Below are 14,138 nucleotides of genomic sequence, written 5' to 3' on the forward strand. Positions count from 1 at the left end.
GAATTCGCGGCGTTCGCGGTGGCCCCGCCGGGCGGCGCGAGGGGCGGCGGCGCAATCATCGGCGGGCGGTGGCGGGCTGCGGCGGGATCACCGACGACGGGCGCCGATAGGATCGCGCTGCTGGGCACGATCTCGGCACCATCGCTAACAGGAGGTTTTCATGTCCGACGTCACGTTCAAGGGCACCCCGATCACGGTCGGCGGCACCTTCCCGCAGGCCGGCGACACCGCGCCCGCGTTCCGCCTGGTGGGCAAGGACCTGTCCGAGCGCACGCTCGACGACTTCGGCCAGAAGACCAAGGTGCTCAACATCTTCCCGAGCATCGACACGGGCGTCTGCGCGGCCTCCGTGCGCCGCTTCAACGAGATCGCCGCCGAGCACCCCGACGTGGCCGTGCTGTGCATCTCGGCCGACCTGCCGTTCGCCCAGGGCCGCTTCTGCGGCGCCGAGGGGCTGGAGAACGTCACCACGCTCTCGCTGATGCGCGGCCGTGAGTTCCTCACCGACTACGGCGTGGCGCAGGAGTCCGGCCCGCTGGCCGGTCTCGCCGCCCGCGCGGTGATCGTGCTCGACGGCGACAACAAGGTCGTCTACTCCCAGCTCGTGCCGGAGATCACTCAGGAGCCTGACTACGACGGCGCCCTCGCCGCCCTCAAGTGACCCCGTCGCGGTAACCACCCGAGCCCGCCTGCCCGTTTGAGAGAAGCAGGCGGGCTTTCCACACCCCAGCCTTCCCGCCGGGCCTTCCGGCCCCTCACCGTCCGGTCTTCGCCTCTTCTATCCAGCCTCCGGTACCTTCTGCCCGGCTCCTTCCCCGGCCCTTCCGGCAGGAGAGGGCGAGCGCGGAGCTCGGCCGATGCACGGGTCGGCCGACGCAATCGTGTGGGGCGGCTGGGAGGCCGAGCGCGGCGGGTCAGCTCATGCGCGCGAGGCAGCCGGGGCGGCCGCGCGGGGCCGGCAGGGGCGAGCGCGCGCGGGGTCAGCCGAGGCGGGCGGTGAGTTCGTCCTGGAAGGACTTGGCGAGGTCGAGCATGTGCCGGTCGTCGGTGGCGGTGTGCTGGAGGTCGATGATCAGCTCGTGCGCCCCCGCCTCCACGGCCTCGGCGAGGTAGGCGCTGATCTCGGCCACCGTGCCGCTCCGGGGCGGCCTGCCGTCGTCGGTGATGATCGGGTTGGCGCGCAGGATCATGCGCAGCGCGCCGGGGTCGCGCCCGGCCTCCTCGGCGGCCTGGCACACGGTCTGCCACATCGAGGTCAGCACGGGGATGGGCAGCGTGGCGGTCAGCCAGCCGTCGCCGCGCCTGCCGATGCGGCGCAGCGCGGGCCCGGCGAAGCCCGCGAGGTAGAGCGGCGGGCGGCGGGCCGGCTTGGGCTCGATGTGGCTGGGCGGGATAGACCACAGGTCGTGGTCGAACGACACCGGGTCGGTGGTCCAGATGGCCTCGAGCGCGTCGAGGGTGGCCTCGTAGCGGCGGGCGCGGTCCTTCCACGGCACGCCGGCGGCGGCGTACTCGTCGGAGGACCAGCCGAGCCCGAGCCCCGCGTCGAGCCGGCCGCCGCTCAGGTGGTCGATGGTGGTGAGGGAGCGGGCCAGCACCGCGGGGGCGTACCAGCAGGCGTTCAGAGCGCTGGTGCCGAGGCGTACGGACGTGGTGACGGACGCGGCGACCGACAGCACCGAGAACGGGTCGAGGAAGGTCCGGTGCGCCTCGGGGATGGAGCCGTCGCCGCCGGGATAGCGGTCCTTCGGCTGGACGGGGGTGAGCAGCCGGTCGCCTGCCCACAGGCTGTGGAAGCCCATCGCCTCGGCCGCCCGCGCCACCTCCAGCACGCTGGAGAGCGAGGCGAACCTGCCGTACTGCGGGACGGCCAGCCCGACGCGCATGTTCTCAGCCCTTCCTGCCGACGCCGCACAGGATGAGCGACGAGGCGGGGTTGTCCATGAAGTCGATGACGTCGGCCTGCTCGGGCCGCCACTCGGGCAGCCACACCAGGCCGGGGTCGATGAGCGTGAACCCGGAGAACAGCTCGCGGATGCGCTCCCTGTCGCGCAGCACGAGCGGGGCGCTGGCGCTCTGGTAGACCTCGGTGCCGCGATCGACGGCCTCGGCTCTGGCCTCGCTCGTGCCGTGGGACATCACGAGGTAGCTGCCGGGCGCGAGCGCCTCGCGCAGCGTCGCCATGATCTCGTCGGGCCGCTCCTCCTCCTTGATGAAGTGCATGATCGCCACCAGCAGCAGGCCGACGGGCTTGCTGAAGTCGATGGTGGCGCGCACCTCGGGGTGGGAGAGGATGGCCGCGGGCTCGCGCAGGTCGCCCTCGATGACCGTGGTGTCGCCCTGGCCCGCGAGCAGCGCCCTGGCGTGCACGAGCACCACCGGGTCGCGATCGACGTAGACCACCTTGGCGTCGGGCACGACCTTCTTCGCCACCTCGTGGACGTTGCCCTGGGTGGGCAGGCCGGTGCCGATGTCGAGGAACTGCGTGATGCCGGCCTCGGCGAGATGGCGCACGGCGCGGCCGAGGAAAGCGCGATTGGCCCTGGCGGCGGCCCGCAGCTCGGGGGCGACCTTGAGGATGCGCTCGGCAGCCTCGCGATCGGCGGGGAAGTTGTCCTTGCCGCCGAGGTAGTAGTCATAGAGCCGGGCCACGCTTGGCGTGTTGGGGTCGAAACCGAGCGACTCGTGCTCCAACCGTCGTCCCCCCGATCATCGAGTGGAAGATCTTCAGCTTGAGTCTACGGCCCACAGCCGACAAATTGATCACGAAGCCATGGATCTAGGCTGTCAATGTGGATGACACCGGCACGGTCGTCAAGATTCCCGGCGAAGTACGGCGAATCGTCTCGCTGGTGCCGTCGCTGACCGAGTCGGTGGCGGCCACGGTGCCGCACGCTCTGGTCGGGGCCACGAAGTGGTGCACGCACCCGGCGGATCTCGACGTGGCGAGGGTGCGCGGCACCAAGAACCCCGACCTCGACGCGATCAGGCGGCTGCGGCCCGACGTGGTGCTCGCCAACGCCGAGGAGAACCGCCCGTCCGACATCGAGGCGCTGCGGGAGTCGGGCATCGCGGTCTGGGTGACGAAGATCGCGACGCTGGAGGAGGCGTTCGCGTCGCTTGAGCGGATGTTCGTGCACGCCTGCCGTACAGACCCGCCGGACTGGCTGGCTCAAGCGCGCGAGGCGTGGCGGGAGCCCTGGGACGGCCCGAGGCGTACGGCGATCGTCCCCATCTGGCGGCGGCCCTGGATGGTGGTGGGCCGCGACACGTTCACCGGCGACGTGCTCAGGCACCTCGGCGTGGACAACCTGTACGCCGGCCACTCCGAGCGCTACCCCAAGATCCCGCTCGACGAGCTGAACGCCCGCCGCCCCGACCTCGTGGTGCTGCCCGATGAGCCCTACGCCTTCAGCGAGACCGACGGCCCGGAGTCGTTCCCCGGCCTGAGGTGCGTGCCGGTGAGCGGCCGGCTGCTCACGTGGTACGGCCCGTCGCTGGTGGAGGCCGCGGGGGAGCTGCGCCGCACCCTTGCGGCCGCCTGACGCCCCGGCGGCCGCCGATCTCAAGGGCGACGCGCCTCGGCGGCTGACCGGCCTCGGTGGCTGACCGATCTCGGCGGGCCTAACCGGCCGCGGCGGCCAGCGCGGTGTCCACGGCGGCCGCCGACAGGACGTGCTCCATGACGAGCACCGCCATGCCCACGATGCCGGCCCGCTCGCCCAGCGAGCCGGTGACGATCGGCAGGTTGCGGGTCGTGTACGGCAGGCTGCGCCGGTAGACGCTCTCGCGGATGCCGGTCAGGTAGTGCTCGCCGGTGCGCGCCATGTCGCCGGACAGCACGAGCACGGCGGGGTTGAGCAGGCTGACCGCCGTGGCGAGGACGACGCCGAGCGTGCGCCCGGCCTCCTGCACGCGGGCGATGGCGGCCGGGTCGCCCGCCTGCACGAGCTTGACCACCTCGCGGCTGGAGCCCACGCCGAGGTCGGCGGCCAGGGCGCGGCCGCTGGCCAGTGAGGCCACGCAGCCGCGCGAGCCGCAGGTGCAGACCCGGTCGTCGGTCTCGCTGAGGCGCACGTGGCCGATGTTGCCCGCCGCGTCCTCGACGCCTCGGTGGATCCGGCCGTCGAGGACGATGCCGGCGCCGATGCCGGTGGAGACCTTGACCAGGACGAGCGCCGCGGTGTCGCGCCATGACGACCACCATTCGCCGAGCGCCATCGCGTTGGCGTCGTTCTCGACCAGGATGGGCACGTCGTACGACTCCTTGATGGCCTCGCGCACCGGATGGTCGTCCCAGCCGGGCATGAGGAACGACCTGATGACGTGCCCGGTGGCGTGGTCGACCGAGCCGGGCACGTCGAGCCCGATGCCGCATACGTCGCGGGCGGGCCGCCCGGCCCTGTCGAGCATGCGCTGGAACGCCTCGCGCACCCATGACAGCACCGCGTCGGGCCCCAGCTCGATGCGCATCTCGGCGTGCTCTTCCGCCATGGGGCGGGCGGCCAGGTCGGTGAGCGCCACCGTGGCGTGGGCGGCGCCCAGGTCGGCCACCAGGATCAGCCGCCTGGCGGCGTGCACCTCGAGCACCGACGGTGGCCGCCCGCCGCCGGAGGCGCCGACGCCCGACTCGTGGATGTATCCGGCGGCGATCAGCCGGTCGACCCGCTCGGTGATGGTCGAGCGTGACAGGCCGGTGTGCTCGATGAGCTCTTTGCGGGTGCGGCAGGAGCCATGGCGGATGAGCTGGAGGATCTGCCCTGCCGTCAGCATGGTCTATCCCTTCTCCGCTCCTGCGGTGAGGCCCTCCGTCAGCAGCCGCTCACTGGCGAAGAACACGATCACGATGGGCAGCGTGAGCACCACCGACCCTGCCATCAAGACCGTGGTGGGGATCTCGATGCTCCCGGCGAGCTGCGAAAGCCCCAGGGACACCGTCCAGCTCTCCCTATGGTCCACGAGGAAGAGCAGGGCGAACAGGAACTCGTTCCACGCGATCATGAACGCGTAGAGGCCGGTGGCCATCAGGGCGGGCTTGGACAGGGGCAGCACCACCCGCCAGATGGTCGACAGCCTCGAACATCCGTCGATCGCGGCCGCTTCCTCCACGCTCTGCGGCACGGTCTCGAAGTAGTTGCGGAGCATGTATACCGTGACCGGCACCGTCTGCGCGATATAGACGAGGATCAAGCCCACGAGGGATCCGCGCAGGCCGATCATGGTGAAGAACACGAACAGCGGGATGGCCAGCACGATCGCGGGAAACAGGTAGACCGCGAGGAAGAGGAAGTGCACCTGGCGGCGGCCGAAGAAGCGCAGCCGCGCCACCGCGTACGCGCCGGGTATCGAGACCAGCAGCGTGACCGCCACCGAGACGACCGCGACGATCGTGCTGTTCTTGAGGAACGTCAGGAAGCCCTGCCGGGTGAGCACGTCCACGTACGCGTCGAGGGTGAAGGCGGACGGCCAGAGCGAGCCGGGCTCCAGGATCAGCTCCTGGATGTCGCGTACCGAGAGCATCACCATGTAGAGGAACGGGAACGCGGTGATCAGGAAGAGGAACGCGATCACCAGCGGCCTGAGCGCCCGCAGCAGCGCCCGTTCGAACCTATCCCTGCTCACGCTCGCCTCCCGCGAAGAACCTGAGGTAGATCGCCAGGAAGACGACCAGGAACACGGCCAGCACGATCGCCTGCGCGGCGGCGGCGCCGATGTCGTCGCGCGAGGTGAGGAAGTTGTAGACACGCACGCTGACCACCTCGGTGCCGGCGCCGCCGCCGGTCAGCAGGTAGACGTCGTCGAACTTGGTGAAGGTGAAGACGAACCGCAGCACCGACAGCAGCGCGATGATGCGCCACAGTTGCGGCATGATCACGTAGCGGAAGCGCTGGGTGGGGGTCGCGCCGTCCACGATGGCGGCCTCGTCCAGCTCCTTCGGCAGCGCCTGCAGGCGGGCCAGGATGAACAGGAACGCGAACGGGAAGTACCGCCACGCCTCGAAGGCGATGACGGTGAGCAGCGCGACCGGCACCCGCACGCCGAGGAACTCGCCCCTGGCCTGGGTGAGGAACGCGATCGGCTCGGCCAGCCAGGTGTTGACGATGCCGTACTGCGGGTTGAGCATCGTCTCCCACAGGAACGTGACGGCCACCACCGGGGCCACGTACGGGATGAGGATCGCGGCCCTGACCAGCGTGCGGCCCCTGAACCTGTCGCGCAGCGCCAGCGCCGTGACCAGCCCGATGGCGATCGACAGCGCCGTGCCCGCGACGGTGTAGACGAGCGTGTTGACCAGCGACGACCAGAAGCCCGGCTCGGAGACCACGTACGCGAAGTTCTCCAGCGTGTAGTTCCCGAACAGGCCCGCCTGCCTGATGTTGATCAGCCGCACGTCCTGGAACGCCAGCATGATCGCCCACAGCAGCGGCAGCACCACCACGACCAGCGTGATGATCAGCGTCGGCGAGATGAGCGCGGCCCCGGCGCGGCCCTCCTGCTGCCGCAGCGTGCGCCCGCGGGGCCGGGGAGCGGGGGAGCCGGGCGGCTCCTCGACGCGGGCGGCGGTCACTCGCGGATCCCGCGCTTGATGCTCTCGACCTCGCGCTTGGCCTGCGCGGCGGCCTGCTGCGGGGTCAGCGACCCGTCGACGAGCATGCTGAGCGCCTTGGGCACGGGCAGCTCTCCCATGGTGGCGCCGACCAGCTTGCCCTGGCCCTGCGAGATGCCCCAGCGGGCGATGGTGTCGGGGCTCTTGCGCAGGGCGTCGAGCACGTCGTCGGGGTAGACGTCGGAGAGCGGCTTTTTGGTGTCGACGCCGGCGGGCAGCGCGTCCCACTTCTCCTCGAAGCCCTTGCGGGTGGGGACCTTGCCCTCGGGTGCCATGCCGATCCAGCGCTCGTAGCCCTCGTTCATCATGTACGTCACGAACGCGCTCGCCGGTTCCTTGGCGGCGTCGCGGGTGATGGCCCAGGAGACGATCTCGCCGTACTGGGCGGGGGCACTGCCGTCGGGACCCTTGAGCGCGGTGACCACGCCGGTGTTCTCGGCCAGCCACTGGGGGTTCTCACGGCACTGTGGGCAGCTCGGCAGCGCGTCCTTACGCAGGCCCGCGAGCTCGTCGAGGATGAACGACGACCAGATCGTCATGGCCGCCTTGCCGGAGAAGTACGTGGCCCTGGTGGAGTCGACGTCCTGCTTGCCCTTGACCGACAGGTTCCTCGCCAGGCCGGCGTAGAACGCGAACGCCCTGGTGCACTGCGGCGAGTCGAGCGTGACGTTGCCGGAGCCGTCCACGAGCTCGCAGCCGTTGGCCTGGGCGATGTGCTCGAAGCTCTGCGCGGTGAAGGTGTCCTTGGGCGCGATGGCGAGCGTGATGCCGGCGACCCCGCCGGTGTTGAGCTTGGTGGCGGCCTCCTGCAGCGTCTCGTAGGTGTCGGGCGGCTTCAGCCCGGCCGCCTCGAAGAGGTCCTTGCGGTAGAGGATGAGCTGCGCCCAGCCGTCGCTGGGCACCGCGAGCAGCGTCCGTCCCGAGCTGTCCAGCTCCAGTGCGCGCGGTGAGAACGCATCGCGGCCCAGCCGGTCGACGATCTTCCCCGGGGTCTCGGTGTCGAGCAGGTCGTTGGCCTCCAGCTCGCGTACGGAAGCCAGAGGCAGCGCCCCGATCACGTCCGGCAGGTCGCCCGCCGCGGCGGCAGCCGTGATGGTCTGGCTGAACTGGTCCTCGGCCACGCCGACCAGCTTCACCTTGATCCCGGTCTTCCTGGTGAACTCGGTGGCGATGGCGTTCTGCACGGCCATCCGGTCCTCGAGGTTCTCCTCGGTCCAGACCGTGATCTCGTCGCCCGCCGATCGCCCACCGTCGTCGCCGCAGGCCGCGAGCGAGACGGCGGCCAGCAGGGCGACGGAGAGGACGGCGGTCACCTTCGTCGGCATGGCACGCTCCTCTGATCGGGGATAAGCCGCACTTACCCCTGCACGAGATGACGCAACGTGCGGTAAGCGATACAGAGCCCGGCCTGCACTTTTTCCGGGCTTCCGCTCCACACCGGATCCTCGTGCTCGACGGAGACCACGCCGTCGTAGCCGCCCTCGTACAGCGCGTCGATCACGCGCGTCCAGTCCACCTGGCCGAGTCCGGGCACGCGGAAGCGGTACCAGCCCTTCTCGCCGCTGATCGGGCCGTGGTAGCCGTACCTGTCGATCGCGCCGGGCAGGATCTGGGTGTCCTTGGCCTGTACGTGCGCGATATGCGGGATGTACGGGGTCAGCGCGGCCACCGGGTCGATGCCCAGCGCCACCAGGTGGGAGGGGTCGTAGTTGAGCTTCAGCCCGAGCCCGAACATCCACTCCCACAGCTCGGGGGAGTAGGCCAGGTTGCCCGGATAGCCGTCTGGGTGCCAGCTCTTCATCACGCAGTTCTCGATGACCAGCTCGACGCCGCGGGCGGTGGCGTATTCGACGAGCGGGCCGAAGACGTCCTCGGCGCGCTTGAGGTTGTCGCGGACCGTCAGCCCGGGGTCGCGGCCGATGAACGTGCCGACCGTGGGGCAGCCCAGCGCGGCGGCGGCGTCCACGCAGCGCCGTACATGCGCGTTCACCTCCGGCCCTCGCTCGGGGTGGAGATTGTTCTCGTAGTACGCGATCGAGGAAAGCGTCAGTCCGGTCTCCGCGAAGATTCTTCGCACGCGCTCGTTCTCGGCTTCGTCAAAAGAATCTACCTTGATGTGATTGCGATCATCGGATGCCCGGCCAACCCGCTACTTCCAGGGCTTCGTAGCCCTGCCGGGCCGCCCAGCGGGCTATGTCGGTAAGACCGCTTTCCGGAAGACACGCAGTCAGAAACCCCAATTTCATCAGTAACCCCCGATGGAAGTCGTAGACTTAAGCGTGTTTCCGGCGCAACTAGTGCTTGCAAACAATCACTAAATCTTTGTCTTTTGTTTGATCATTAAGCGTAAGTGTTGGGGAATGCGCGTCATCACCTTCGAAGAGCCAGGCCGTGTCCGCGTCAGCCTGGAGGAGCCCGCCGATCTCGTCCCGGGCACCGTGCGGGTACGCACGCTCTATTCGGGAGTCTCCGCGGGCACCGAGCTCACCGCCTACCGCGGCACCAACCCCTACCTCACTCGCAAGTGGGACACCGAGCGCCGGCTCTTCGTCGAGGGACAGACGTTCGCCTACCCGCTGGCCGGATGGGGCTACCAGGAGGTCGGCGAGGTCGTCGAGGCCGCACCCGATGTGGCCGGCCCGCCCATCGGCAGCATGGTCTGGGGCATCTGGGGCCACCGCGCCGAGGCCGTCGTCCCCGCCGCCAAGCTCGAAGGTCACCTGCTGCCGCCCGGCGCTGACCCGCTGACCGGCGTCTTCGCCCGCGTCGGCGCCATCGCGCTCAACGCCGTGCACGCCGCCGACCTGCACCTCGGCGACCAGATCGCGATCTTCGGGCAGGGTGTCATCGGGCTGCTCGCCACCCGGCTCGCCGTGCTCAGCGGCGCCCGCGTGGTCGCCGCCGACGCCATCCCCGGCCGCCTTGAGCTGGCCAGGCGGTTCGGCGCCGCCGAGACCTTCGACATCGCCTCGGGCTCGGTGGCCGAGTTCATGCGCAAGCGGGTCGAGGGCGCCGACAGCGTCATCGAGCTGAGCGGCAGCAACGCCGGCCTGCACGAGGCGATCAGGACCGTGCGCAGGGGCGGCAGGGTGGTCGCCGCCGGGTTCTACCAGGGCGACGGCGTCGGCCTGCGGCTCGGCGAGGAGTTCCACCACAACCAGGTCCAGCTCGTCTCCGCGCAGATCGGCGGCGTCGCCTCGTGGCTGGCGCACCGGTGGGACGTCGAGCGGCTGCAGCGCACGTTCATGGAGCTCGTTCACCGCGGCGAGGTGGACGCGCGGGCCCTGGTCAGCCACGTCGTGCCCGTCGACGCGGCGCCCGCGGCCTTCGACCTGCTCGACAAGCACCAGTCCGAGGTGCTTCAGCTCGTCTTCGAATTCAAGGAGTGACCGTGAAGCTCGCCGTACAGGAGCAGCTGCTGCCCGGCCGCAGCCTGCAGGAGAAGTTCGCCTTCGCCCTCGACGCCGGCTTCGACGCGATCGAACTGCGCGGCAAGGGCGATTTCCACTTCGCCGGCAGGCTCACCGAGCTCAAGCGCGCGCGGGCCGACGGCGTCGTCATGCCGACGGTCTGCGTGGACATGCCCCACTTCATCGGCGACTTCGACCCGGCCAAGCGCAAGGACGCCATCCAGCAGCTCAGATCGCAGCTCACGGTCATCGCCGAGCTGGGCGGCATCGGCGTCATGACCCCGGCCTCCTGGGGGCAGTTCTCCCGCAGGCTGCCGCCGTTCGAGCCGCCGCGCAGCCCCGATGAGGACCGCGAGGTGCTGGCCGAGGCGCTCGGCATCCTCGGCGAGCACGCGCACCGCAACGGCGTGCTGATCATGCTGGAGCCGCTCAACCGGTACGAGAACCACATGGTCAACACCCTGGCCGAGGCCGTCTCGTACTGCTCGATGGACTCGATCAGGATCGTCGGCGACACGTACCACATGAACATCGAAGAGGACGACCCCTGCCGGGCCCTCATCGACGCCGCGCCCTATCTCGCGCACATGCAGATCAGCGAGTCCAACAGGAACCAGCCGGGCACCGGCCACCTCGACTGGGGCGCCCAGCTCGCGACCCTCGACGCCGTGGGCTACGACGGTTATCTCGCGCTCGAATGCCGCCTGCGCGGCGAACCCGAGATCGTCCTGCCCCAGACCGCCGCCTTCATCAGGAAATACCTATGATCCTCCGCGACGCCGTGCGCGTCCTGGTCAGCAACTGGGACGGCAGCTACACGGTCCCTTCCCGTCGCCTCTACCCCCACCAGTGGAGCTGGGACTCCGCGTTCGTGGCGATCGGCAACGCCCGCCTGTCGCCGCGCAGGGCCAGGGCGGAGCTGCTGACCCTGTTCGGTGCGCAGTGGAGCGACGGCCGGGTGCCGCACATCGTGTTCAACCCCGAGGTGCCCGAAGGCGCCTACTTCCCCGGTCCCGCCTTCTGGGCCGCGCGGGCGCCGTCCGGCGTGCGCACCTCGGGCATCGTGCAGCCTCCCGTGCACGCGCTGGCCGCGTGGAAGACGTATCTCGCCGAGCCCGACCACGCCTTCCTGCGGCGCATCTACCCGCGGCTGGTGGCCCAGCAGGAGTTTCTGCGGGCCCAGCGGCGCTCGGCTGACGGGCTGATCGCGATCGTGCACCCCTGGGAGTCGGGCATGGACAACAGCCCGGCCTGGGACGTGCCGCTGGCCGCGGTGGACGCGCCGTCCGGCGGCTTCGTGCGCAGAGACCTGGAGGCGGTCAGCGCCGACGAGCGGCCGACCGACCGCGACTACGCCCGCTACATCGCGCTGGCCGAGTCCTACCGCGAGTCCGGCTACACCGACCCCGGGGCGTTCCAGGTCGAGGATCCGCTGTTCAACGCCGCGTACGGGCTGGCCGAGTCGGCGCTCGCCGACATCGCGCGGGTGCTCGGGCTCGATCCCGGGCCGCACGAGCGCGAGGCCGCCGCCGTCACCTCCGCCATGGTCGAGCACCTGTGGGACGGCGGGCTCTTCCAGGCCCGCGACGTGCGCACCGGCAAGCGGGTCGAGTCCGCGAGCGCGGCCGGGCTGACCCCGCTCGTGCTGCCAGATCTGCCCGGCGAGGTGGCCGACGCGCTGATCACGACCGCGCTCGACCGGTTCCGGCTGAAGGACATGCCGCTGCCCAGCTACGCCCTCGACGCGACCGAGTTCGACCCCGCCCGCTACTGGCGCGGCCCGAGCTGGATCAACCTGAGCTGGCTCGTCTGGCACGGGCTCAAGGACCGCCGCCCCGACCTCGCCGCCTCGCTCGCCGACGCGATGCGGCGCACGGTGTGCCGGTCGGGCTTTCGCGAGTACTTCGACCCGTTCACCCTGCGCGGCCACGGCTCCCGCGACTTCAGCTGGTCAGCCGCCCTCATCCTCGACCTCGTCGCAGAGCACAGCCTGCACGCAGCCGAGCCGGCCGGCCGCGAGCTCTGTGAACAGGCCTGGAGCTTCGCCGAACGCGACGAGGTGGGTCACCAGGTGCCGGCGTAGCGCCGTACCGCGCTGCCTGAGCAGCTCGATCGTCTCGTGCGAGAGCCGCTCCCTGTCCCAGGCGTGCGCCAGGCCGCGCGGCACCCGCCCGATCTGGGCGCAGCGCACGCTCAGCCCGTTGTGGTGGAACTCCTCGCCGAGCCGCACCTCCTCCGCGCCGCCGGTGTAGAAGGCCAGGTCGATCAGCGTGCCCTGGGGGCGCAGCAGGCGCAGGCCGAGCGCCAGCGCCCTGGCCTGGCCACGGCACTGGAAGACCACGTCGGCGCCGCGATCGTTCGGGCCGTGCCGCCAGCGGCGCTTCAGAACCACGGCCGGGTCCTCGCCCGCGTGCAGCGTCTCCGCGCCGAGCGCGGCGGCGATCTCCAGCCGCGACGGGGTCTCGTCCACCACCACGACCTCGGCCGCGCCCGCCGACATGGCGAAGCAGGCCGTCAGCAGCCCGACCACCCCCGCGCCGGCCACCGCCACGCGCCGGCCGCGCACGCCGTCGCCCAGCTCGCGCACCGCCGGGCCGTGCAGGTCGTGTGCGGCGTGCAGCAGGCCGTTGGCGCAGATCGGGCCCATGTGGGCGACGTAGATGCCGAGCAGCGGGTCGAGGTCGTCGGGCAGCTCCACGAACCTGTCGGTCATCGGGTCGGCCACGTACGCGGTGCGGTGGCCGTACGCCATCGCGAGCAGCGCGCCTTCGCGCACCGCCCGCGTACGTGTCTCGACCACCAGCCCCACCTGCATGTAGCCGATGCCGCGCACCGGGTACGTCACCGACGGCGCGCCGTCGCGGAACAGCCCGAGCGCCGGGTCCCAGCTCGCGCCGAGGTAGGGGTTGGTGCCCTTGACGTAGGTCAGCTCGGTGCCGGCCGAGACGCCGCTGTGGGTGGTCGCGACCATGAAGCCGCCCTCCGGCAGGTCGGGCAGCTTCTCCTCGACCAGGCACACCTCGCCGGGCGCCTCGATGCTGAGCGTCTCACTGGTCATCGAGCGTCACCGGCCTCTGCTCGGCTGCGGATCGGGCGAGTGCCAGCGCCAGGCGGTGGGTGCGCAGCGCCTCCTCGTACGGTACGCGCACGTCGGCCGCCTTGCCCTGCACCGCGTTGATGAACTCGCGGTCCACCCGGACCTTGGCCCGCCCGTCGTCCTCGATGGCGCGGTGGCCGTCCACCAGCAGCCTGGTCTCGCTCAGCTCCAGCGCGATGCCGTCCGCGCACACCTCGAGGCCGACCCGGTGCTTGCGGGTGAGCAGGCAGGACGTGGCGAGCAGCCCGGCCGCGCCCCCGGCGAAGCGCATGACGGCGGAGGTGGCCCGGTCGATCTCGCCGTCCTCGCGGGCGCCGCCCGGCACCGCGTGCACCATCGACACCTCGCCGACCAGCGCCCGAGCGAGGTCGAGCACGTGCACGGCCTGCTCGATGATCTGGCCGCCCGATCGGACGGGGTCGAGCCACCAGGAGACGGGCGGCACCTTGTCCAGCCAATGGCCGAGCGCCAGGTGTACGGGACGTCCGGCGAGCAGGTCATGCGCTTGCCCGACTATGTCTAGATATCTCCAATGATGTCCTACGGCGGAGGGCAGAGATCTCCGCTGTATTTCTGCTGCGATGTTTTCGGCGGTCCGCAGGTCAAGAGATAGTGGCTTTTCCACGAAAACCGGGATATTGCACGACAAAACATCGAGTTCTGGGTCGCCGTGCGCGAAAGGCGGCACGCAGACGTACACGGCGTCGAGACCGCCCGCGTCGAGCAGGTCGGCATGGCCGCCATAAGCGGGGGAGCCGTGCTTGGCGGCGAGGGCCCCGGCCCTGCGGGAATCGGTGTCGGCGATTCCGGCGATCGTGACATCGGGGAGGCCGGACAGGACATCGGCATGGCGAGCGGCGACATTTCCGGCACCGATGATGCCGACACGCGTTTTCGGGGACACGATCCGGCATATGCCACCTGTGGCCCGAATCAAACGGACATGTTCGAGGGCCTGGGGCTCGGGCAGAGGCTTGGACCTCTTTGAGATTCGGGGCTGATGCATGGAGAAGATCCGCGCGCC

Annotated in this window: 14 protein-coding genes and 1 pseudogene; 6 read left to right on the forward strand and 9 right to left on the reverse strand. The window is 70.4% G+C overall.

The window, feature by feature from the left end; genetic code table 11:
- Positions 1-160: 160 nt before the first annotated feature.
- On the forward strand, positions 161-661 hold the full coding sequence (gene tpx / locus ACFMQL_RS21225; protein WP_364060804.1) for a thiol peroxidase: 501 nt from the start codon (positions 161-163) through the stop codon (positions 659-661).
- 319 nt (positions 662-980) lie between these two features.
- Here the strand turns inward: tpx and ACFMQL_RS21230 are convergent, their stop codons facing one another.
- On the reverse strand, positions 981-1,886 hold the full coding sequence (locus ACFMQL_RS21230; protein WP_364060807.1) for a TIGR03619 family F420-dependent LLM class oxidoreductase: 906 nt from the start codon (positions 1,884-1,886) through the stop codon (positions 981-983).
- 4 nt (positions 1,887-1,890) lie between these two features.
- Positions 1,891-2,694 carry an SAM-dependent methyltransferase gene (locus ACFMQL_RS21235; RefSeq protein WP_364060810.1) on the reverse strand — a complete coding sequence of 268 codons (804 nt, stop codon included), beginning with the start codon at positions 2,692-2,694 and terminating at the stop codon, positions 1,891-1,893.
- Between the two features lie 98 nt (positions 2,695-2,792).
- Between ACFMQL_RS21235 and ACFMQL_RS21240 the strand changes: the two genes are divergently transcribed.
- Positions 2,793-3,545 carry a helical backbone metal receptor gene (locus ACFMQL_RS21240; protein ID WP_378786744.1) on the forward strand — a complete coding sequence of 251 codons (753 nt, stop codon included), beginning with the start codon at positions 2,793-2,795 and terminating at the stop codon, positions 3,543-3,545.
- 79 nt (positions 3,546-3,624) lie between these two features.
- Here the strand turns inward: ACFMQL_RS21240 and ACFMQL_RS21245 are convergent, their stop codons facing one another.
- From ACFMQL_RS21245 to ACFMQL_RS21265, 5 genes are read right to left on the reverse strand one after another with little or no spacing between them, the layout of a single operon-like run.
- Entirely contained in the window at positions 3,625-4,773 is a 1,149-nt protein-coding gene (locus tag ACFMQL_RS21245) for an ROK family transcriptional regulator (protein WP_364060816.1), read from the reverse strand.
- Between the two features lie 3 nt (positions 4,774-4,776).
- Positions 4,777-5,622: a carbohydrate ABC transporter permease gene (locus ACFMQL_RS21250; RefSeq protein WP_364060819.1), complete on the reverse strand. Its 846-nt coding sequence runs from the start codon at positions 5,620-5,622 to the stop codon at positions 4,777-4,779.
- Positions 5,609-6,568: a carbohydrate ABC transporter permease gene (locus ACFMQL_RS21255; protein ID WP_378786746.1), complete on the reverse strand. Its 960-nt coding sequence runs from the start codon at positions 6,566-6,568 to the stop codon at positions 5,609-5,611. The genes ACFMQL_RS21250 and ACFMQL_RS21255 overlap by 14 nt, the downstream gene beginning before the upstream one ends.
- Positions 6,565-7,932, reverse strand: a complete 1,368-nt coding sequence (locus ACFMQL_RS21260) for an extracellular solute-binding protein (protein WP_364060825.1) — start codon at positions 7,930-7,932, stop codon at positions 6,565-6,567. The genes ACFMQL_RS21255 and ACFMQL_RS21260 overlap by 4 nt, the downstream gene beginning before the upstream one ends.
- Positions 7,933-7,964: 32 nt before the next feature.
- Positions 7,965-8,723, reverse strand: coding sequence for a sugar phosphate isomerase/epimerase family protein (locus ACFMQL_RS21265; protein WP_378790188.1), 759 nt, complete (start codon positions 8,721-8,723; stop codon positions 7,965-7,967).
- Between the two features lie 244 nt (positions 8,724-8,967).
- Here ACFMQL_RS21265 and ACFMQL_RS21270 point away from each other — a divergent pair, with 244 nt between their 5' ends.
- From ACFMQL_RS21270 to ACFMQL_RS21280, 3 genes and pseudogenes are all read left to right on the forward strand, one after another.
- On the forward strand, positions 8,968-9,996 hold the full coding sequence (locus ACFMQL_RS21270; RefSeq protein ID WP_364060831.1) for a zinc-binding alcohol dehydrogenase: 1,029 nt from the start codon (positions 8,968-8,970) through the stop codon (positions 9,994-9,996).
- Positions 9,997-9,998: 2 nt separating this feature from the next.
- A complete protein-coding gene (locus ACFMQL_RS21275; protein ID WP_364060834.1) occupies positions 9,999-10,784 on the forward strand; it encodes a sugar phosphate isomerase/epimerase family protein in 786 nt (261 codons plus the stop codon).
- Positions 10,781-11,959, forward strand: a pseudogene (locus ACFMQL_RS21280) (hypothetical protein); the annotation flags it as partial. The gene ACFMQL_RS21275 and the pseudogene ACFMQL_RS21280, both read left to right, overlap by 4 nt.
- Positions 11,960-11,968: 9 nt before the next feature.
- Here the strand turns inward: ACFMQL_RS21280 and ACFMQL_RS21285 are convergent.
- A complete protein-coding gene (locus ACFMQL_RS21285; protein WP_378786748.1) occupies positions 11,969-13,075 on the reverse strand; it encodes a zinc-binding alcohol dehydrogenase in 1,107 nt (368 codons plus the stop codon).
- Positions 13,065-13,952 (reverse strand): Gfo/Idh/MocA family oxidoreductase, encoded by an 888-nt coding sequence (locus ACFMQL_RS21290; protein ID WP_364061379.1) that lies wholly within the window; start codon positions 13,950-13,952, stop codon positions 13,065-13,067. Before ACFMQL_RS21290 ends, ACFMQL_RS21285 begins: the two co-directional genes overlap by 11 nt.
- Here ACFMQL_RS21290 and ACFMQL_RS21295 point away from each other — a divergent pair.
- On the forward strand, positions 13,848-14,102 hold the full coding sequence (locus ACFMQL_RS21295; RefSeq protein WP_364061404.1) for a hypothetical protein: 255 nt from the start codon (positions 13,848-13,850) through the stop codon (positions 14,100-14,102). The two genes, ACFMQL_RS21290 and ACFMQL_RS21295, sit on opposite strands and share 105 nt — an antisense overlap.
- The last annotated feature ends 36 nt before the right edge of the window (positions 14,103-14,138 follow it).

Origin of the sequence: Nonomuraea fastidiosa (genome assembly GCF_042751225.1) — a bacterium.
Lineage (GTDB): Bacteria > Actinomycetota > Actinomycetes > Streptosporangiales > Streptosporangiaceae > Nonomuraea > Nonomuraea fastidiosa.